Raw genomic sequence first — 20,250 nt, forward strand, 5'->3', positions numbered from 1 at the left:
TATGTTTAAGCCCCTCTTTTCTTATTGTACTGCGGTGGCGCTAGCCGTGCCGATTATGGTGAGTGCGAGCGAGCCTGTAGCGGTTAAAGTGCCGGCTAAGGCCGCCGCTGTTCAAAAAGCGCGGGCAACTTTAGCGCCAGAGGATACCGCGGCTGCCCGCTTGCTGGGTTTAGTTCTGGATACTTACGTGCCTAAAACGTTGCACGAAGAAAAGGGGGTGCCTTGGCTTGGCGGCAAGCGCTCTATTAAAATTTCTAAGGTTGGGCAGGCAAAATTAACCAGTGATGAGCAAACCATTACGGTGTCCTTCCCGTTGAGGGCTGTGTTGGCCGGTAATGTCGATACCAACATTGTATTGCTGCAAATTAAGGCGGCGTGCCGAGCCGAGTTTACAGCGCCAGCAGCGATAAAATTGGCGGTGGACTTTACCAAAAAGCCTTTGCAGGTGGGCACTGTTATTGATGTTGTGGTGCCGCCGGTAACGGCAGACTGTGACGGTTATCAACTACCGGTGCAGCCGCTGTTACAAGCTGTTATCGAACAGCAAAAGCCCAAATGGCAAACAGATATACAACAACAAATTGCCGATGGCCTTATGGTGCTCGGTATATAAGGTGCATTTAAGCGCCGTAACATTAGCTAAATCTCTTTTGAGGGGGAATCGCGATGCAAAACCTTCAGCGTTACACAACGAATATTCGTAACCACTATTTGAATATTTATTTGGATGCTATTGCATCGTTTAAAAGCACGCATGCGCAAGCCGATGTTGAGGCGCTTGCCAGTGTTAATGGGGTGGAAGGGCAGCCAGAAATTTTTCGCTGGCGGCGTTTTGATTTAGTGGATCAAGCAACTCAGCCACCACAAATTGCTAACTTTCGACCGGATACACATGTTTCCTTTGAGCCGCAAAGTATAACCTGGCAAAAGAAAATGAAAGTGCGCTTAGAGCCGATGGCGTGGAACGATGTTGAGTTTGAATGTTCTGGCTTGAATATGCATAAGTCGCAGCTAGAGCATTGGGCTATTCGTTGGTTGGACCCGCAAAATAAACGCGAAGTGGACAACCACGGCATAGGTGGGCGAATTCATAGCGTGTCTTTTCCGCAGAAAAAAGTAAACCGCCAAGTCTTCTTTGTGGACTTTGGCTCTGCACCGATTCAAGCGTTTCAAGAATTGCTACAAGTACTGATGCTGGCAGAAACGAAAAAAGTGCGCATTCGCACCGCACGTTTACGCGCTAGCGAAGCTGAAGAAGAACAAGCTTCGACCTCTTAAAATAGCTCAATATCTTGTGTGGCCTCGGCAGGCGCAGCATTTGCCGAGGCCAAATTCTCCTCAATAATTCGCGTTTGTTCGGCGCTTAATATCTGCAGCAGTTTTACCATTGTATTCAGTGCATGCTCGACGGAGTCCACACTGTTGGCTTCTTCGTGTAAACGGTTGGCTGCAATATCAATTTGTTTAAGTACGTAATCTTCTTGGTCGCCTTCTAGCCCCATTTTGTGGAGCTGTGTGCTTAGCTCTGTGGTGAGGTTTAGCATAATGGCGCGCACATTGTTTTGATTGGTCGTTACTGTTGCCGACACTTGCTTTAGCAGTTTTTCTAAGCCGCTTGCGCTGCGGGATAAATGCTCGCTTTGGGTTTTAAGGGCGTTTTCAGCGTCGAGTATTCTGACCTTTGCATCGCAAGCCCCCAGTACAAAAGGGAGGGTGTCTTTAATTCGGCCGTAGCGGGTGCGATCCTCCAGCGGCATGTTTTTAATTAACAGTGCAACTTGCGGATAGTTGATTAAAGTACGGCAGCCGAAATCAACAAAGCGTTGCTCGCTGTGCATCATGTGCAGTAAATCTTCTTCTATTGGGCTAATCGGGCGCTGTTGATCGCCGTAAAAGCGCTGACCGTCGCAGCAGGTAAACATTGCAGCGCAGTTTAAGCCTAAGTCGGTCACCACGCTGGTTAGCGCTTGTGCTAGCTCGTCGTAATTGCGAACGTTATAAGATTGCTCTACGAAACGTACAGCCTTGCCTAATTCGAAGCTAGTACTCATCGCTTCCATGGCGGTTTTTTCTGCTTGTTCGGCAGATCGAACGAGGGTTGCCCTTTTTAGGTACGCGTCGGTAATTTTTGTAAGTTTTTGCTGAAGGAATTCGGGTTCGCAGGGTTTGGTGAGATAGTCGTCGGCGCCGACTTCAAAGCCTAGCATGCGCTCTCGAACAGAGCTTTTGCCCGACAAGAATACAACCGGAATATTACTTGTGGTTTCTTGGCGCTTGAGCTCATCACAAACTTCGTAGCCGTTTTGCCCCGGCATTTCCACATCGAGCAAAATAATATCGGGGGGCCAGCTGTTGGCAACTTTAATGCCCATGGCGCCATTGTCGGCTGTGCGAGTGTCGTAGGTTTTGCATAAGTACTTGCGCAATACGTTTTGCGTAAAGCGGTCGTCATCAATGATCAGCACTCGATTCATACAGGCTCGGCACAAAGTTATGTTGTTTATTTGTCACTATTCAGCCATGCTCAAATAGGTCGCCAAACTGATCATTTTCTGGGCCGCTCAAGCCATCTACGACTTTGTGCTCCTGTAAAGTCTACCCCCACGCATCCTTGCTGGGGCTGGTCGCTATGCAAGCGTTCCAGACGCTTGAATGCCCAGAAAACAATCACTTCGCCTTTGGGGTGTCCGTCATTTCGCACCCACCTGAATAGTTATGTTTATTTATATACTTTAGTCGAGCAGGCTTGCTTTGGCATCGCGGGGTAATTGATTGGCTCTTCAGTGCTATATGAATTAGGCATAAAAAAACCGCACAACTTGTTAAGCGGTGTGGTCAATAACCGAAATGTTGCTTTGTAACTGGCGTTATTCCGAAAGCGTTGATAGCAGGAATGTTTGAGAGGGGTCTACAAGAATGCGGTCGCCCATACCTTCCCTTCCAAATAGCATTAGATAGCTCATGTCTGAGCGGTCGGTTAGTGTGATTTCAATTGGCCAGCTCATGTCGCCTAGCTCTATGGGGGTTTTGATCACATAGCGCTCTTGTGCTTCGCCGTTGGAGGATTTAATTCGGCGAATATCACAAATAGGGGTGCAGCAGGTCACAATGCTGTTAACGTCATAAATATCTGGATGTATATCAAATTGCACCCAAGGTTTGCCGTTTTTTTTCAGCCCTTTAATGTTATCTACATGTAGGGACGAGGTTTGCGCGCCAGTGTCTACACGTATTTGTAAATTGCTGATGCCTAAGTCGGGGAGGTTACATGTTTCTAAGCTGCCAATAATGGGTTTTTGGCTCATTGTTGTGTCTCTTCGGGTTCGAGTGTTATGGGTGCTGGTTTATGCTGCGAAGATTGAATAGTTACCGCTTTTTGAAATACTAGTGAGTTAGGGTAAGTTGCTAGCGAGCCATCGGCAGTGTTCAGGATAACGTGAAACAATGTGATTTCTTTAATTGTACCTTCTAGGCTATTTTCGCCATCAAGGATTTTAACAAAGTCCCCTACGCGATAAGGAAAAAAGAAAAATACAATAATGCTCGCCGTAACGTTACTTAATATTGACCACTGAGCAAAAAGGGCGACACCTAAAACGGCAAACATGGAGCCTAGCAGTACGCTTAAATCTTTAAGGCCTACGCCAATAATCATTCCGCTTGCCGTAATAGCTATAATGGTAAACGCGATATTTAACACCGTATTCACATACTGTGTACGCGCGGCACTAATGTTGCGTTCGTGGCCAATACGCTCCACAAGGCGGCTGATATTTTTTTTGCCAATAACGTAAGCTGTGGCAATTAAAAGAACAAAAATAATAGCTTCAGTATGCATTGCTACGCACCATAAAGGTCTTTGGAGTCGTTATCTGGAAGTAACGAGTCTTGCATCTTTTCAATGTTCTCGGCAATTTCTTCGTCGGGTTCAGAAAAGTATGCAATGTGAAACATGGCATCGCCTTCTTGCGCTAACGGAATGTTTTGCTTGCCAATAATAATGCCTGCCCGCGACGATTTAACGGTATCGAATACTTCACCAAAAGGGCCGCCGATGGTTGCTAAGGCTTCACCTTTTTGTACTTGATCGCCCAAGTTCTTAAGGTTGTTAACAATGCCACTTTCGTTGGCGCGGCACCATACGCTATTGTTAGCGACAAAACGCTGAATAGGCTTTTTGGCGGTATTTTTTCGGTTAATCATTCCTATGTGGCTAAGGACATTCATAATACCTTTTACGCCGGCGCGAATCGAAAGTTCATCAAAACGCAGTGCTTGCCCGGCTTCGTATAATAATATTTTAGTGCCAGATTCAACCGCGGCTTGGCGAAGTGAGCCATCGCGTAGGTTCGAGTTTAATAAGACTGGCACGCCAAAGGCTTCCGCTAGGCTCAGCGTTCCTGGGTCTTCTAGGTCGGCTCTAATTTGTGGCAAATTCGAGCGGTGTATTGCGCCTGTGTGCAAGTCGATGCCGTAATCACAGTGATTCACAATTTCGGATAAAAACGTGTCTGCCACTCGGCCAGCCAAAGATCCTTTAGGCGAGCCAGGAAAGCAGCGGTTTAAATCGCGGCGGTCTGGCATATAGCGGCTTTGGTTGAGCACGCCATAAATATTAACAATGGGCACCAAAATTAATGTGCCACAGTTAATGCGCAACGATTTAAGCTGAATTAAACGGCGGATAATTTCGATGCCGTTAAGCTCGTCGCCGTGTACCGCAGCCGATACAAAAACGGTCGGCCCGTTTTTTTTGGCGCGAATAACAGATACCGGCATGGAGATGTCGGTATCTGTGTACAGCCGAATGCCGGGAACATTAATTTGAATACGGCTACCAGGAGCAATGTTTTGCCCTGCGATGACCAGCTCTTTCATTTATGGCTATCCTTTACCGCGGGTGCGGGTGTTGTTAGGTTTTGCGTTGGTTTCTATGTGTGCAAAAATTAAATCAGCAACGTCTAGCTCGGTTGCTTGCTCTATGCCTTCAAGCCCTGGCGATGAATTTACCTCCATTACAACGGGGCCGCTTTTGGCTTGTAGAATATCAACACCGCAAACGCCTAAGCCCATTACTTTGGCTGCATTAACGGCGGTTGCGCGCTCCTCGCGCGAGAGTTTAACGATTGTCGCCGAGCCGCCGCGGTGCAAGTTTGAGCGGAATTCTCCTTCGGCGCCTTGGCGCTTCATTGCGGCTACGACTTTATCGCCAACCACAAAGCAGCGAATGTCGGCGCCACCGGCTTCGGCAATATATTCTTGTACCAGTATGTTTGCTTTAAGGCCCATAAAGGCTTCAATAATGGCTTCGGCAGCTTTGTTGGTATCGGCCAATACAACGCCAATACCTTGGGTGCCTTCTAGCAGTTTAATCACGAGTGGCGCACCACCGACATTTTTAACTAAGTCTTTAATTTTGTCGGGTTTGCTTGCAAAGCCTGTGCGTGGCAAGCCTACGCCTTTGCGCGATAGCAATTGTAGCGAACGCAATTTATCCCGCGAGCGGCTAATGGCAACCGATTCGTTCACGCAGAACGTACCCATCATTTCAAATTGGCGAACAACAGCGGTGCCGTAAAATGTAATGGATGCCCCAATACGCGGAATAATGGCGTCGTAAGTGGGTAGCTCTTCACCGTTATAGCGAACCGTTGGGCGGTTTTGGGTAATATCCATATAGCAGTGAAGCGTATCGATAATATCAACAGTGTGGCCACGTTTTTCGCCGGCTTCTTTAAGTCTGCGGGTGGAGTAAAGGTTGGGGTTGCGGGATAAAACAGCGATATGCATAAAAGAATCCTGTGCTCTGGGAGCAGGCAAAAAAGGGCCTTTGGCCGTAGTCTCTGTGGGGATGAGTTGTCATCTGCCAAGGGGTTGGCGTGGTGCTATTGTTGCGATTAACGAGTAGACAACAATAGTAGCCCAGAATGGGCATGGGTGAGTCAAGAGTCCGGCAGATTAAACATTCAAAAATTCGCTGTAAAGCAATTTTTGCATAATCTGGCATTTATTTTAACGACTCAATGCTGGCGCTTTTATGTTGGAGGAGCTAAGCGTTAGTGGCTAAAAAATGTTTCAACATGAGCTAGTAATACCTGCATGTCCTTAAACACATTTTGGGCGCCAAGTTTGTGTAAATCGATGCCTTGTGAATAACCTTGCTCTACAAGCCAGCAGGGTATACCTGCCCTTTGCGCACTAAGTGCATCGGACTCACTATCGCCAATCATGATGGCTTGATGCGGTTGGCAGTGAAAGCGCCGGCATAAATATTCCAGCGGCATGGGGTGGGGTTTTCGTTCGGGTAGGCTGTTACCGCCAACAATGGCTGAAATATAAGGTGCTAAAGCTGCGTTTTTAAGTAGTGCGGGCACAAATTGCTGAGGTTTATTGGTTGCTACAGCTTGTGCAATGCCTGCCTGATCAATACGGTTTAATAGCGTGCGCACGCCTTCAAATACGGGGTTGGGGTTGTTGATATGGCAAGAGTAATGGTGCAAAAAGCCATGGTGCAGTGCATCTAAGGTGGCGCTGGCGCCGGCCTCGCCCAGTGTTTGCTTGGCATAGGTATGCGCGCGGCTTGCAAGCATTTTGCTGCCATTGCCAACCCAGCTTCGCACAAGGGCTTCGGGTGCGGTAATTGCGAAGGTTTCTTGCAGGGCCAAATTAATGGCTTGGCTAATGCTGGGTACGCTATCAATTAGGGTGCCGTCAAGGTCATAAATAAACAGTTGTGGCAAGGCCTTTTTTTTCATACACAATTGGCTTCAATGAATGCGAGAGTTTTCTGTGGATAACTGCCGCAAGGCTATGCGGTGCGAGGGCTGAGGCGATGTGTTCGCTTTTTGATCAGCCCGAAGTTGCGCTGTTTATTCAGTAATTAAGTCTTGCTTAAATCACTAAAATGCCGTCGGCTTCGATCTGTGCGCCTTTGGGGAGCTGGTTAATACCAATGGCGGCGCGCGCAGGGTAAGGGGCACTAAAGTATTCCGCCATTACTTCGTTCACAATGGCGAAGTTATCCAAATTAGTTAGGTAGATATTCAGCTTAACAATGTCAGCTAGGCTGCCATTGCTGGCTTCGCAAACGGCTTTTAAGTTTTTAAATACTTGGTGAGCTTCGGCGGCGAAATCGCCTTCGACCATGGTCATGGATTCTGGGATTAAAGGAATTTGGCCAGATAAGTAAACTGTGTTGTTCACTTTAACCGCTTGTGAATAAGTGCCAATGGCGCTGGGAGCTTGTTCGGTGGAAATAATCGCTTTGTTCGTCATAGTGTTTCCCCTGTGGGTTGTGCGATTTTCTATCGCTTATTGTGTAAATAAGGGTTTAACCGCTGTGTGTGGTTAAACCGTATTAAAGAAAGTATTGGAATTATAAGGCGCCATTGTGCGGTTGGGCACTAGCGTGCGCTGCGCGGCGTTAGTTTTTGCCGCGGTGTACAGAGCTAACAGAGCGCATAGTGCGCACGCGCCGCATTACATCAGCCATATGCTTGCGGTTTTTCACGGCAATGGTCAGTGTAATAACGCTGTGTTCGGCATCGCGCTCGGCGACTTGAATGCCTTCAATGTTGGTGCGTGTCTCGGCTATTCGGGTGGCGAGTGACGCAATAATGCCGCGCTCGGAATTTACCTCAACGCGTATTTCGGTGTAGTACTCGCCGGTAACCTGCGCGGACCAATTAATGGGATTAATGTTTTCGCCTTTGCTGCGTAAGTCGCCGATGTTTTTACAGGTTTCGCGGTGTACGACAATGCCCTTGCCGGTACTGAAGTGCCCTAGGATTTGGTCGCCGGGAATTGGGCGGCAGCAGCGCGCAAAGCTAATTAATAAGCCATCGGGGGATTCTATGGTGATGGGCGTTAAGCTGTGATCGTGGTCGGCATTGGGGTGTAAACCTTTAACGACTGAAATAGCGGCAATTTTCCCCTGGCCAATTTGCTCGTATAGGTCGTCGCGGGTTTTCAACTTATTAAGGTCTAGCACGTATTGAAATTGGTCGATGGCTAGTGCATCTAAGGATAAATCGTTATTGGCGAGTGCGCGGGCAAGCATGCGGCGCCCCAACTCGACCGATTCCATATGATGTTGCGTCTTCAAATAGTGGCGAATCGCTGAGCGGGCTTTTGCCGTAACCACAAAATTGAGCCAATTGGGGTTGGGCTGCGATGCTTCTGAAGTAATAATTTTAATTTTTTGCCCGCTTTGCAATGGCTGCGAAAGTGGTGCTGGGCGATCGTTAATGCGGCAAGCAACGCAGGCATTACCAATATCGGTGTGTACGTTGTAGGCGAAGTCTACTGGGGTTGCACCGGCCGGCAGTTCGACGATGGCGCCTTTGGGGGTAAATACATAGACCTCGTCGCGGAACAGATCAATTTTTACGTTTTCAATAAATTCGAGCGAGTTGCCAGCGTGTTGTTGGATTTCTAAGATGCGTTGAATCCAGCGGTCTACGCGGGCTTGTGATTCTTCGCCGTGATCTTTGCCGTTAACCGATTTATACAACCAATGCGCGGCAATGCCTCGGCTGGCTAGTTCGTCCATTTCTTTGGTGCGAATTTGCACTTCAATGGGTACGCCGTGCATGCCAATAAGAATAGTGTGCAAGCTTTGGTAGCCATTAATTTTGGGGATGGCGATATAGTCTTTAAACTCGCTCGCCATGGGCTTGTACAGGTTGTGAACGGCACCGAGCGCACGGTAGCAGGTGTCTATGTCTTCTACGATTACGCGAAAAGCATAAACATCCATAATCTCTTTAAAGGATTTTTTCTTGGCGCGCATTTTGTTGTAAATGCTGTACAGGTGTTTCTCGCGGCCAATCACCAGTGCTGGGATGCCTTCGCGTTGTAAGCGGTTTTCAATGGCGTCTTGAATATTTTCGACCAGCGCTTTGCGGTTGCCGCGCACATGTTTTAGCGCGGCCTGTAAGCGCGATGCGCGCAGTGGGTGCATCGCGGTAAAGCAGCGGTCTTCGTATTCGATGCGCAAATCGTTCATGCCTAAGCGGTGGGCAATGGGGGCATATATTTCGAGGGTTTCTTTGGCGATGCGGCGTTTTTTGGCTGGCGCCAGTGCGCCAAGGGTGCGCATGTTGTGTAGCCGGTCGGCAAGTTTTACCACAATTACGCGCAAGTCGTGCGCCATGGCCATGGCCATTTTTTGGAAGTTTTTAGCTTGTTTTTCGGCTTGCGATTCGTATTCGATTTTAGCGAGTTTACTTACCCCGTCGACTAAGTCGGCAATGGGTTCGCCAAATTGTTCGCCAATGGCTTTTTTGCTGATGCCGGTATCTTCAATGACATCGTGCAGCATGGCTGCAATCAGGCTTTGATAGCCCATGTGCATAGAGGCAAGAATATTGGCAACGGCTAAAGGGTGGGTAATATAAGGTTCGCCGCTGCGGCGGTACTGGCCGGTGTGGGCTTGTTCGGCATAATAATAGGCGCGTTTAACAGCCCGAATTTGATCGGGCTCTAAATAGGAGGACAGTCTGTGACTAAGAGAATCAATGGTGAGCAAGTGTGTCCTCCGGCAGGTGTTTACTCGGGTGATGGCATCTCGAGGTTAAGCTCTGGTGTCATCAATGGTTGAATTTCTGGATCTGGCTCGGCAAGAACGCTAACGTCAATAAGGCCAAGTTCAATTTCGCGCAGTGCAATAACGGTTGGCTTGTCGTTTTCTTCTGGAACCAAAGGCTCCTTGCCGCCAACAGCGATTTGGCGCGCACGCTTGCTGCCAACAACGACTAGTTCAAAGCGGTTTTCTACGTGATCTAAGCAATCTTCTACAGTGATACGAGCCATGGTGTTTTCCTGAGTTAAAGCGTCTTAAATGTGCATGATTTGCAGCGTATTGGCAAGAGTTTTGGCTTGCCGGCCCGTTTGCGCGCTAATACACACCTTATTGGGGCGATAACGCGTTTGCTCAAGTGCTGCGGCTTTGTAATACATAGTAGGCCATGCAAACTTACAAAGTGCCCTAAGTGAAGCAAAAGGGGCCGTAATTCTACGGAAATGCAGGCGTTAGGACAATAGGCTTGTCAATAACGTTTGATGCCGGTTCTGCTGTTTGCCGAGTTTTAAGCGTTCTGCTGTAATTATGGCTTTGAATTCGGCCAGCGCAACGGCGAAATCGTCGTTAATAATCAGGTAGTCACTTTCGACATAGTGCTCGATTTCGTTTTTGGCATCGCGCATCCGGCGGTCGATAATGGCTTGCTCGTCTTGCCCGCGGTTAGTTAAGCGCTGGCGCAAGGTGGCTTGCGAGGGCGGCAGTATGAATATGCCGACGGTTTCGGGTAACAGTTTGCGAATTTGCTGTGCGCCTTGCCAGTCAATTTCCAAAATCACATCCATGCCACTAGCGAGAGTGTCTTCTACCCACTGTTTAGATGTGCCATAAAAGTTATCAAATACTTGGGCGTGCTCTAGGAAGGCCGTTTGCTCGAGCATCGCCAAAAACGCGGCTTGGCTTACGAAGTGGTAGTTAATACCGTCTTGCTCGCCGGGGCGCATAGCGCGAGTGGTATGGGAGACCGACACCTGAATAGCATTGGTGTTATCGATTAAGGCTTTAACTAAGCTGGTTTTGCCGGCGCCGGAGGGCGCAGAAACCGTATAGAGCGTTCCGCGAGTTGTCATAATGTTTAAAGCAAGTGGCGTAAGTAGCCTTGCATGATACACCAAGCTTTCTGTGGGTAAAAAGACGAGCGGTTATTCAGTGCAATTTAACTGCGCCGGGGCGGTAAATGTTAGCGCGCCCAGTTGCCGTTCATATACATGCGTACGTAGGCTTCTTTGCGCTCAGTTTCCCTGTATAGGGTGATGTTGTCGCGGTAGTAATATTTTTGATTTTGCACGCCAACTCGAAATTCGCCCCAGTTAATAGGGCCAAAGCGAAACTGGTTCGCCACCTCTATGCCGTATTTGGGTTTGGTGCTGTTATTCCATGAATGGCGCAAAATATTAGAGCGGTCGTAATTAAGCCCAATAAATGGGCTGATGGTCCAATCGGTACTTTTAATGCTCCATTCCACACCCTGCTGAAAACTAAAGCTCAGTTTCTCGCCGTCGCTTTCGGAGCTGACCGCACTAAAGCCCGAAGACCAAGGGTAGCCAGTAATTTCGGCATAACCTGCGCCCGAGTATAAATGTGCCGTAGTTAAAATGCCGCAAGCCAGCCAAGAAGAAAGACGCATCGTGTTATTTGGTTACCTATCATCGTTAAAAACAAACCCCTCGCTTAGAGGCTAGACGGCATTCTAAATGGCAACAAGTCAGAAGTACTTTTAGGGCGGCCGGTGGTAACTTTTCAAGATGGGTGGCGCGTAAATCAACGTATGGGGCGGTCGAGTTATGACAAGTGTCATTTTATTCGATGACATATTGCTCTAAAACCCAAGCGCGATTAGTCGCATGATGAGGCTCACATTAAGAGGTTGTGGCCTCATCAATAGGAAGCATAGATATGAACACAATATACGTACAGCTCTTTTGTATCACCTTACTATTTATGGGCGAGGGGGCCTTGGGTAATACTGCTAATGTGAAGAGTGCTGCGCCACCGCCATTTAACGTTGTTATGGATGATCAAACGTATTTTGACAAGTCGCGGCAGCGGCCAATCAAAGTTGTTTTTTGGTACCCAGCCGGTGATTGCAATGCTAAGCAAGCTTTGCGCTGCAATCATGTTGTTAGTGCGTCGTTGCCGCCGGTATTGTTATCGCACGGGGCAATGGGGTCTGCGTTGGAATACCAATGGCTAGCGCGTACTTTAGCGGCGCGCGGGCATATTGTGGTGGGGGTATCGCATTTTGGCGAATCTTGGGTGTATGGGCAGGAATCCATCCAACCTCAAATGGTGACATCAGTATGGCATCGGCCGCAGGATCTTAGCGAAGTGTTGAATAACCTCAGTAGGCAAGCTGTTTTTAATGCAACACCTAACTGGTCGCGTGTAATTGCGGCAGGGCATTCATCCGGTGGCTATACGGCTTTGGCTTTAGTGGGGTTGCGTTTAAGTGCAGAGCAGCTTCGCGATTACTGCGATTCTGATTTAAGTGCGCAAGACTTGGGCTGCCGTTATGCCGATGAAATTAACCGCAATGTGGATAAAGCCCAATTATCCACAATGGCAAAATTATTAGCCGGTTCTTATACCGATGCGCGCGTTATTGCCGCCATTGCAATGGCTCCTGCTTTGGGGCCAGGCGCAACTGCGCAAAGCTTAAACAACCTTAGCGTCCCGGTGTTTATTGTAGCGGCGCAGCAAGATGATTTTTTACCGCACAACGCCCATGGCCAACGTTATGTTAAGGGTATTAAAAAAGCGGATGTGATGCTTTTGAATAATGGTGAAGGGCATTTTGTTTTTGTTGATACCTGCAGCCACAACTATAGCGCGCAGGGTATTGCTATTTGCCAAGATGCGCAAGGAATTGATCGTGCGCAGGTACACGCTAAAATGGGGCAAGCGGTATTGGGGTTTGTTAAAACGTTACATTAATTGCTGCTTGCTAAATTGTGCCTTTAGCAAGCTAAATAAAAAGTAACTATTCAGCCATAAAAAAATATTGCTCACTCGGGGGGAGCACTAAGTCGTAGATGGCTGAATAGTTACAATAAAAATAGCGCAGGCGCGGCGCGAGATACCTTTAAAACTGGGTTTTAAAGGTATCTAACACTTCCATAATTCTGGCGAGGTATTGGTCTTTGGGTTTAAAGGTGGTTTCGCTGCGGGCTGTAAAATCGCGTTCTAAATGGTTAATAAACTTCTTAAGCCGATAGTGGTGCAGCCTTGTGTGGTATTGAATTGGGTCGCTAAGCAAGCCCGAAAACGAGGCAAGCACCGCAAGAATGCACATAACGCCCAGCGTGCAGCCTGCGATTAAAGCAATAGAGGGGGAAGGGGGGAAGAGTGCGTAATAATAGCTGCCAAGCGTTTCGCCAAAAATAAAGTCGCGGCTGTATTGCCCCTTCGCCACAAAAGCGGCAATCAATAACCCAAAGCCCAAGCCACCTGGGGTGAATTTTTTTAGCATTAATGCACCTAATGCTGTGCTAAGTGCGGTATTGGTAATATCCGCAGAGGCTGTGCGGGTGATGGCATGTTGCGCTAATGCTTCATTAAGAATAGGGTCGATGGTTTTAATAAAAGCTTGGGTATTGATGTTGTCTCGGCTGTTGGCAAGTGTTGTTAGCTCGGCTATTAAATACTGGTGAAATTCATTGTCGCAAATTTCTGGCGTATTGCCTAAAAGCTCGCGGTTAATATTCGCAACCATTTGCTTTTGTACTTTGGTGGTAAAGCCGGTAGGTGTTTTTCGTAATAAACGGTGTGCTTTATGCCAATTGGCAGCTCGGCAAGCTAATGCAATTAGTTGAATAAGTAAATAAAGTGGCGCCCACAATAAATTAGCGGGCATGCGTAATAAATCCCAACCAAAGGCCACTTTGTTGGTGCGCCATGCGCCTGGGTAACTAAAATGTTTTTTCGCAAAAGTGGGGATGCGCTGGCGGCAAGCAGAAAAGTACCGGCCTGCCGCGCGTAGCATAGCGGCATGGAGTTGCTCTGCCGCTGGGTCCATAGGGTAGGCGGTATGTTCTTTATTGGGCATTATTCAAAGTATTTTTTTGCAATGTTGTTGTATCAAGGTGTTGGTAAATAAAATCCATAATAGTCGGAATACAACTTGTGCATTCGTCATCGTACACTGTGCCATTATGGGATAATCCTGCAATGGGGTAAAAGGTTGAGTCTACACCGGCTTTTTTGGCGGCCTTGTGTATAGGGGCCGAGCCGTAAAATTGCCGTACTTCATTTATGCCTATAGGAACAATGTCGTCCTTATCGCCGTGAATACTTAATAGTGCCGTACCGTTGGGTTTAAATATTGATGTATGAGTTACCCCGCCCGATAAATTAATAACACCGCGAATTGGCATTTGATAATCTGGGTGGCCGCTATTACCTGTTATGCCACCATTGGCCTCCATGGCTTGCCGCATAACAGGCGGGATAGTATCGGTTGCATCTAAAAAGGCGACATGCATAGAGGTAATCGCACCAGCAGAATGGCCGCCAATAAAAATATTGTTGGTATCCACGCCATACACATTCGCCGTGGCGGCATCATGCATAAAAAAGCGAATAGCGGATTTTTGATCGGAAAAAGATTTAAATAACGCATTAAAATACAGCTCGGGGGTATCAATCGATTCGGATAATCGGTAGCGAGTTATCGCGGTGACGTAACCTGCGCGGGCAAAGCGTTCGCCAAAGTTTTCCATCCAATCGTCACCGTGCATAACAAAGCCGCCGCCAGGGGTAATAATCACCAGTGGTCGCTTAGTATTTGTATCGCCTTTGGGCTGAAATAAACGCAGTTTTAGCGGCTCGTAAACACCTGTAGTGGGGTTGAAGTTTTCCCCGTAGGTGATGTTAGAAATTTTAATAAAATCGCTAAACACTTCGCTTTGATAGCGCCCAGTTATGTCGCCGGCTAAGACACCTTGTGCTTTTGTAATGGTATTGGAGTATTGTTCTTTGGGGGCCTTAGCGGTATGGCTGCAGCTAGTGCTAAACAGTATGCCGCTAAGCAATGCCCCAACTGCGTATGCCGAATAATTTAATCGCTTCATTTTTTATTACTTTTTATGGTGGTCAATAACTTGAATGGTGCTGGTGTCGTGTGTAAGGCGCTCGCCAGTTTCACCTTTGCGGTCGTATTGCATGCAGTTTAAAACGTAGCGCATAGCCTCTAGGCGCCCGCGGTCGCGGTCATTACCTTGCACAACAACCCATGGACATTCGGGGGTTGAGGTGGTTCTAAACATGGCTTCTTTATAGTGAGTAAAGTCACCCCAGCGCGCTTGTGCTTGGGCATCCACGGTGCTTAGCTTCCATTGTTTTAGCGGGTTAATTTTGCGTTCTTCTAAGCGACGCTTTTGCTCCGCAAGATCAATAGAAAACCAAAATTTAATAATGCTAACCCCGTCTTCTAATAACATATTTTCTAGCTGTACCACTTGGCGCAAAAATATCTCGTATTGTTCTTGAGAGCAAAAACCCATTACCGGCTCTACTACGGCGCGGTTGTACCAACTGCGATCAAAAAACGCAATGCGGCCAGGGTCGGGCAGGTTTTTAATGTAACGCTGAAAATACCATTGCCCCATTTCAATATCTGTAGGTTTAGACAGCGCCACAATGTTGTAGTGGCGCGGATTAATAAAGCGCACAAAGCGCATAATTGCCCCGCCTTTACCGGCAGTGTCGCGCCCTTCAAAAATAATCACTAAACGCTTGCGCTGGTTATGTAACGATTGCTGCATCCAAACCATTTCGGTTTGCAGGTTAACGTAGCTGGGGTCGTTTTCAAGAATGTGGAGTGCCATGGTTATCACCTGTATATGGGCTGCATCGAAAGTGGGATATGGACAGTAAGGGCCCGAAGAATAGCGCGTCCTGTAGTAACTCTCTAGCCTAGCGGTGGTGATAGCTATTATTACTCATTATTGCGGTTGTTTATCGTATGTTATCAGTGGCATAAAACGGTAACGTAAGCGGCGAGTAAGCAATATTTCATCCACTAATGCTCGAATCGACCTCCGTATCTTCGTTGCTCAAAACGTACATGCTCAGCATGCGCCTATTTAAGCGTCTTGGTTGCGCTGCGCCTACCTAATGGCTAAAAAAAGTAATTGATGAGATTTTAAGTACACGCCAATACCACGCGTGTTGCACCAATAATACAGCAACGCATTATTATTAGAATAAATTTTATCAATATGATGTTAATTATTGGCTGTTCCGATTGGTAACGAATAGAGTGTACTATTCTACGTATAGGAAATATTAGGGGTTCACATTTAATTAATGAATGTGTGATTAAGTTGGCGGCGTAGTTAGCTCTTGAAAATTGGTGAGAAGGAGAACGATGTGGGAAAAGAGGTGTTTGTACTAGGCGTAGGCATGATGCCTATAGGTAAGCAAAAAAAATTATGTATAGGTCGAATGGGCGCTGCTTCGCTTACCAAAGCGATCGAGGATGCCGGGTTAGAACTTGATGATGTCTCGGCATTATACACAGGTAATATGATGGCCGGGCAACTCTGCTCACAGCAGCTGGTCGCTACTATTGTTTCGAATTATGCAGGGCTTACTGGAGTAGAGACAATCACAGCGGAGGGTGCTTGTGGTTCTGGTGCAGCTGCGGCAAGGATGGGATATATGGCGGTAGCAAGCGGCTGTCATAAAATTGTAGGTGTTTGTGGCGTCGAAAAGATGACGCATAGGGATAAAGAAATTACAACACAAGCCTTAGCGACGGCTTCGTATCGCGGTACTGAAAGTGGTAAAGGGGAAACGTTTTTAACGCTAAATGCTCAATTAATGAAGCGATATATGTCCACTTACAATATTCCTTCCGAGCGATTTTCTGGGTTCTCAATTAACGCGCATAAAAACGCATTAAGTGGCCCGCATGCGATGCTAAAAAAGCCCGTCGTTGCTGATGATTACAACGCGTCGCGAATTATCTGCGAACCCTTACGGCTATTAGACGCGCCTCCCATATGCGACGGTGCTGCCTCGATTATCTTAGGGAATAAAGATATGGCTAAAAGTTGTATTAATAGTGGAATACCGGTCACTAAAATTTTAGCGTCAAGTGTTGCCAGTGATGAACTGGCCTTAGCGCAACGCAAAAATGTCGTACGGCTGGCTTCCGCCGAGGTCTCATCAAATAGAGCCTATAGCGCTGCAGGTATAGGCCCCAAGCACATCGATATTTTTGAGCCGCACGATGCCTATACAATTATGACAGCATTAAGCCTTGAGGCTGCAGGCTTTGCCGAGCACGGAACAGGCACAGAATTTTCAAGCGAGCAGAAAATTGGGTTGCAAGGAGAGTTACCCATATGCACATTCGGTGGCTTGAAAGCGCGTGGGCACCCTGTCGGTGCCACCGGAATTTATCAAATCGCTGAGTGCTTCCTTCAGTTAACGCAAAGAGCAGGTGAAAACCAAGTGCACAATGCCTGCATTGGCATGACCCAGAATTTCTCGGGTGCGGCATCAGTGGCATTTACCAATATTTTAGAGGCGTGTTAACCAAAAAGTGAGCCACCTGCATATAAAAAAACTCACATCCCCTAGTAAGAAAATGGCTATGTAAATCTGATCAACCTAAGGCGATACTTAGCAATCAATGATCGAGCTTAAGTTAATGCCTTAACCCTCAACGTAATAAAAGGAGCATAAAAATGAAAACATTAATTATCGGTGGTTCAGGAAAAATCGGTCAAAAACTCATTGCGCACCTCTCGAAAGAAAAATCTGACTTTCGGGTAATGGTAAGAACGCAAGCGCAACTAGAGTCGCTCAAATCGCAAGGTGTAGACGCTGTGCTTGGCGATCTTGAGGGTGATATTAGCGAAGCGTTTAACGGCTGCGAGCGCATCGTCTTTACAGCCGGTTCCGGGTCAAAAACAACGCCGCACAAAACGTTGCTTGTGGATCTTTGGGGCTCAATAAGAGCTATTGAAGAAGCAGAAAAACAAGGCGTTAAGCACTTCATTATGATCAGCTCGCTAAAGTCAGATCGCCCACTCGATGGCCCAGAGAAAATACGCCATTATTTAGTTGCAAGAAATTTAGCTGATGATCGTTTAATTCGATCAAGCTTACCTTATACCCTATTGCGCCCAGGCCGATTACTTGATGAACCGGCTACTGGCAAAGTTTCGAATAAATTTGATTGGGCGGACGCCACCAATACGACCAGTGTAATTACACGAGATGATGTGGTAGCGATTATCGCTCAAGTGATATCTTTGCCGGAATATTTAGAAAGAAATAGCATTATTGATGTAATAAACGGAGATATCTCAATCGATAAATTCCTCTCGATGGCAACTATAGAGGAAGCGGTAGCATGACCTACGATATTCAACGGATCAGTGGTGCCTCTGCCTGGGAGCCGCGCGCGCTTGAGCAAGATGATCGCTGGAAGTACAAACTGACAGAACATGATATTCGCGAAATCAATATAGCGTTATCCAAAATACAAAAATTGAATGTGGGTGAGGAGAAAATTAATCCAGATACCTTTGAGTTGCCGCTGCTTTCAGCGAAACTCTCTGAATTCAGTGACGCTATTGAAAATGACATGGGGATCATCGTTCTAAAAGGCTTGCCTGTTGAGCACTACAGCAAAGAAGAGCTGAAAACCATATTTCTAGGTATAGGCAGCCATTTTGGATATCAACTACCGCAAAGTCTCGGTGGTGAATTGTTACAAGAGGTATTTAATCGCGGAGAAAATCTGTATGCGAACACAGGCCGAGGCACTAATACTAGCGATAAATTGCCTTGGCATACAGATAGGAGCGATATCGTTTCGCTGCTGTGTGTAAACAGATCAGAGACTGGCGGTGAGAGTAAGCTTGCGAGTTTGACGAACGTTTACAATAAAATAAAAGAAGAGCGTCCAGATTTGGCTGAAGTGCTGTGTACGGATTTTTACCATGGCAGGGCACCCTTTGAATCAAAAGATCTTTCGCCGTGGTACAAACTTCCAATTTTTACGGAATACGAAGGAAAGTTTGCGAGCCGGTACCTGAGACGGTTCGTTGAATTAGGGCAAGAGTATCCTGAGGTACCAAGATTTAGCGATAAGCAAATCGAGGCATTGGATTACCTCGATAAGCGTCTAGATGACAACGATGTATGTTTTTATTTGCCGTTCGAGGTAGGAGACATGCAAATCATTAATAATTTCACGATTTGCCATTCGCGAAACACCTATACAGACTCGCCTGAAAAAACCCGATTTCTAATGAGACTTTGGCTTGCATCCTATAAGGGCAGAGCCCTTGCGCCTGAATTTCAATCATTATACGGAACAACCGAAGGCGGAGTGATCCGTGGCGGCATTCTTCTTTAAACTGTTTATTACGGTGAATAAAATGTTAAAAAACAAAGAAATTGATAGCCTAAGAGAAAAAGCATTAAAACTCGTTGCTGAGCGAGTGCCAGTGCCCAGTAATTACCTGCTGGTTGGTTCGCTATTTGTCAACCATGATGCCATTCCAGTATTTATCTTTCGGTTTCAGCAGGACGAAAGCATTAAAGAAATTGGTGGTGAGCACTTCAGTGTTAGTGTGGATCTAGATGCCACCAAAATTATGGGCTTTATCCATATTCATAAAGAGCATTGCGGTGATGGCCTGCTCGATGATGAGTCGGCAAAAGTGATCGCGCGCGATTTTATTCCACAGGTCGCGCCTGATCTTGCCTCTGAATATGAAATCAAGTGGGTTATGAAGCAGCTTGAAAACCCCAATAAAATTCCGCACGAATCCCCGTTTCCGTTTCAAGATACATCGGGTGAAACCTATCTAGTAACAGGCGTACGAGTTAAGCTGTTCTTCGAAAAGCTATCAAGCTGGGGGTGGGTCATTGTTGGTAGAGAAGGGAAGATCATTTCCTTCGAGCGTCAGATAAACTGGAATACGATTATGAATCGTCGCTCGACACCCGCCTGGCTGCATGATCCGTATATTCAAGAATTAAGTGAAGATATCAATCACTTGAACTAGCCTCAAAAATAGCTTTATCAAAATAGGTGGCGGTGGCACTGAGTATTCAATCGCCGTCACTCTTATAGGCATTGTAACCGATGTTTGAGCGTTCACTAATCTCGGTATAGAAACTATGGAATTTGACGCATTTTTATTGAGTAAAGCGATGATCGTAGGCGGACTAGGATCGTGGTTAATGATGGCTGCATACAATAATTTGGCAGATCCAAATACCAATATCACATTGCTCAATAAAATGATGACATTAGAAAGTATTGTTGCTGATGGGGACTTAGGTCTTGGCCTAGTAGGCAGGACAACAAAATTCTCCAAAAAAATTCCGCTACTTCTAAAAACTATTGCGTTCGTACAGATAGGTATTGCGCTATGCCTATTGTTTTCCAGTGGAATGCTAGCTTTATCGGCGTTGTCCTTAAGTGGCATCTCACAAGAAGCGTCAGTGAGTGTGGCAACGTTATCTATGACGCTATTTATGGGAATGTGGTGGTTTTTTATTATCGGAGGGCTCTGGTTTGGATACTGGATAAAAATGGGGACTGTACAGATGGTCCACTTCACTCTCCTCATTATATCGATTCTTGTGATCACGGTACTAAATTTATCTGGGTACCCATAATTAGAGAGAATAAATTATGA

Annotated in this window: 23 protein-coding genes; 8 read left to right on the plus strand and 15 right to left on the minus strand. The window is 46.7% G+C overall.

The window, feature by feature from the left end; all coding sequences use genetic code 11:
• The first annotated feature begins 1 nt into the window (after position 1).
• Positions 2–613, plus strand: a complete 612-nt coding sequence (locus MARGE09_RS03355) for a hypothetical protein (RefSeq protein ID WP_236985943.1) — start codon at positions 2–4, stop codon at positions 611–613.
• A gap of 53 nt (positions 614–666) precedes the next feature.
• The gene (locus tag MARGE09_RS03360; protein ID WP_236985944.1) at positions 667–1,278 is read left to right on the plus strand and encodes a hypothetical protein; all 612 of its coding nucleotides are present in this window, start codon (positions 667–669) and stop codon (positions 1,276–1,278) included.
• On the opposite strand, the gene MARGE09_RS03365 is transcribed toward MARGE09_RS03360, so the two are convergent.
• The 12 genes from MARGE09_RS03365 to MARGE09_RS03415 all read right to left on the minus strand — a co-directional run bounded on the left by MARGE09_RS03365 (position 1,275) and on the right by MARGE09_RS03415 (position 11,207).
• Positions 1,275–2,474, minus strand: coding sequence for a response regulator (locus MARGE09_RS03365; protein ID WP_236985945.1), 1,200 nt, complete (start codon positions 2,472–2,474; stop codon positions 1,275–1,277). The genes MARGE09_RS03360 and MARGE09_RS03365 overlap by 4 nt on opposite strands.
• 393 nt (positions 2,475–2,867) lie before the next feature.
• Complete coding sequence (locus MARGE09_RS03370; protein WP_236985946.1) at positions 2,868–3,305, minus strand: ATP-dependent zinc protease family protein; 438 nt, start codon at positions 3,303–3,305, stop codon at positions 2,868–2,870.
• Positions 3,302–3,838, minus strand: a complete 537-nt coding sequence (locus MARGE09_RS03375; protein ID WP_236985947.1) for a mechanosensitive ion channel domain-containing protein — start codon at positions 3,836–3,838, stop codon at positions 3,302–3,304. Before MARGE09_RS03375 ends, MARGE09_RS03370 begins: the two co-directional genes overlap by 4 nt.
• Positions 3,839–3,840: 2 nt before the next feature.
• Positions 3,841–4,878, minus strand: coding sequence for a succinylglutamate desuccinylase/aspartoacylase family protein (locus MARGE09_RS03380; RefSeq protein ID WP_236985948.1), 1,038 nt, complete (start codon positions 4,876–4,878; stop codon positions 3,841–3,843).
• Positions 4,879–4,884: 6 nt separating this feature from the next.
• The gene (gene rimK / locus MARGE09_RS03385; protein ID WP_236985949.1) at positions 4,885–5,790 is read right to left on the minus strand and encodes a 30S ribosomal protein S6--L-glutamate ligase; all 906 of its coding nucleotides are present in this window, start codon (positions 5,788–5,790) and stop codon (positions 4,885–4,887) included.
• Between the two features lie 266 nt (positions 5,791–6,056).
• Positions 6,057–6,755, minus strand: coding sequence for an HAD-IA family hydrolase (locus MARGE09_RS03390; protein WP_236985950.1), 699 nt, complete (start codon positions 6,753–6,755; stop codon positions 6,057–6,059).
• A gap of 136 nt (positions 6,756–6,891) precedes the next feature.
• On the minus strand, positions 6,892–7,275 hold the full coding sequence (locus MARGE09_RS03395) for a RidA family protein (RefSeq protein WP_236985951.1): 384 nt from the start codon (positions 7,273–7,275) through the stop codon (positions 6,892–6,894).
• A gap of 148 nt (positions 7,276–7,423) precedes the next feature.
• The gene (locus tag MARGE09_RS03400; RefSeq protein ID WP_236985952.1) at positions 7,424–9,529 is read right to left on the minus strand and encodes a RelA/SpoT family protein; all 2,106 of its coding nucleotides are present in this window, start codon (positions 9,527–9,529) and stop codon (positions 7,424–7,426) included.
• A gap of 20 nt (positions 9,530–9,549) precedes the next feature.
• Complete coding sequence (gene rpoZ, locus MARGE09_RS03405; RefSeq protein ID WP_236985953.1) at positions 9,550–9,813, minus strand: DNA-directed RNA polymerase subunit omega; 264 nt, start codon at positions 9,811–9,813, stop codon at positions 9,550–9,552.
• 24 nt (positions 9,814–9,837) lie between these two features.
• Positions 9,838–9,960 carry a hypothetical protein gene (locus MARGE09_RS21540; RefSeq protein WP_255711834.1) on the minus strand — a complete coding sequence of 41 codons (123 nt, stop codon included), beginning with the start codon at positions 9,958–9,960 and terminating at the stop codon, positions 9,838–9,840.
• 72 nt (positions 9,961–10,032) lie between these two features.
• A complete protein-coding gene (gmk, locus tag MARGE09_RS03410) occupies positions 10,033–10,650 on the minus strand; it encodes a guanylate kinase (RefSeq protein ID WP_236985954.1) in 618 nt (205 codons plus the stop codon).
• Positions 10,651–10,760: 110 nt separating this feature from the next.
• Positions 10,761–11,207 (minus strand): hypothetical protein, encoded by a 447-nt coding sequence (locus MARGE09_RS03415; RefSeq protein ID WP_236985955.1) that lies wholly within the window; start codon positions 11,205–11,207, stop codon positions 10,761–10,763.
• Between the two features lie 269 nt (positions 11,208–11,476).
• On the opposite strand from MARGE09_RS03415, the gene MARGE09_RS03420 reads away from it, so the two are divergent.
• Positions 11,477–12,514, plus strand: coding sequence for an alpha/beta hydrolase family protein (locus tag MARGE09_RS03420; RefSeq protein WP_236985956.1), 1,038 nt, complete (start codon positions 11,477–11,479; stop codon positions 12,512–12,514).
• A 148-nt stretch (positions 12,515–12,662) separates the two neighbouring features.
• Here MARGE09_RS03420 and MARGE09_RS03425 read toward each other — a convergent pair whose 3' ends face one another.
• Genes MARGE09_RS03425 through ppk2 form a run of 3 tightly spaced genes read right to left on the minus strand, consistent with a single transcriptional unit; the run spans position 12,663 to position 15,405 of the window.
• The gene (locus tag MARGE09_RS03425; RefSeq protein ID WP_236985957.1) at positions 12,663–13,625 is read right to left on the minus strand and encodes a DUF6635 family protein; all 963 of its coding nucleotides are present in this window, start codon (positions 13,623–13,625) and stop codon (positions 12,663–12,665) included.
• On the minus strand, positions 13,615–14,649 hold the full coding sequence (locus tag MARGE09_RS03430; protein ID WP_236985958.1) for an alpha/beta hydrolase: 1,035 nt from the start codon (positions 14,647–14,649) through the stop codon (positions 13,615–13,617). The genes MARGE09_RS03425 and MARGE09_RS03430 overlap by 11 nt, the downstream gene beginning before the upstream one ends.
• Before the next feature lie 6 nt (positions 14,650–14,655).
• Positions 14,656–15,405: a polyphosphate kinase 2 gene (ppk2, locus tag MARGE09_RS03435; protein ID WP_236985959.1), complete on the minus strand. Its 750-nt coding sequence runs from the start codon at positions 15,403–15,405 to the stop codon at positions 14,656–14,658.
• A gap of 544 nt (positions 15,406–15,949) precedes the next feature.
• On the opposite strand from ppk2, the gene MARGE09_RS03440 reads away from it, so the two are divergent.
• From MARGE09_RS03440 to MARGE09_RS03460, 5 genes are all read left to right on the plus strand, one after another.
• Positions 15,950–17,122 carry a thiolase C-terminal domain-containing protein gene (locus MARGE09_RS03440; protein WP_236985960.1) on the plus strand — a complete coding sequence of 391 codons (1,173 nt, stop codon included), beginning with the start codon at positions 15,950–15,952 and terminating at the stop codon, positions 17,120–17,122.
• Positions 17,123–17,274: 152 nt separating this feature from the next.
• Positions 17,275–17,949 carry an SDR family oxidoreductase gene (locus MARGE09_RS03445; RefSeq protein WP_236985961.1) on the plus strand — a complete coding sequence of 225 codons (675 nt, stop codon included), beginning with the start codon at positions 17,275–17,277 and terminating at the stop codon, positions 17,947–17,949.
• Positions 17,946–18,956, plus strand: coding sequence for a TauD/TfdA family dioxygenase (locus MARGE09_RS03450; protein WP_236985962.1), 1,011 nt, complete (start codon positions 17,946–17,948; stop codon positions 18,954–18,956). Before MARGE09_RS03445 ends, MARGE09_RS03450 begins: the two co-directional genes overlap by 4 nt.
• 22 nt (positions 18,957–18,978) lie before the next feature.
• Positions 18,979–19,611: a hypothetical protein gene (locus tag MARGE09_RS03455; RefSeq protein WP_236985963.1), complete on the plus strand. Its 633-nt coding sequence runs from the start codon at positions 18,979–18,981 to the stop codon at positions 19,609–19,611.
• Positions 19,612–19,726: 115 nt separating this feature from the next.
• Positions 19,727–20,230, plus strand: coding sequence for a DUF2165 family protein (locus tag MARGE09_RS03460; protein ID WP_236985964.1), 504 nt, complete (start codon positions 19,727–19,729; stop codon positions 20,228–20,230).
• Positions 20,231–20,250: the final 20 nt, after the last annotated feature.

Source organism: Marinagarivorans cellulosilyticus, assembly GCF_021655555.1.
Classification (GTDB): domain Bacteria; phylum Pseudomonadota; class Gammaproteobacteria; order Pseudomonadales; family Cellvibrionaceae; genus Marinagarivorans; species Marinagarivorans cellulosilyticus.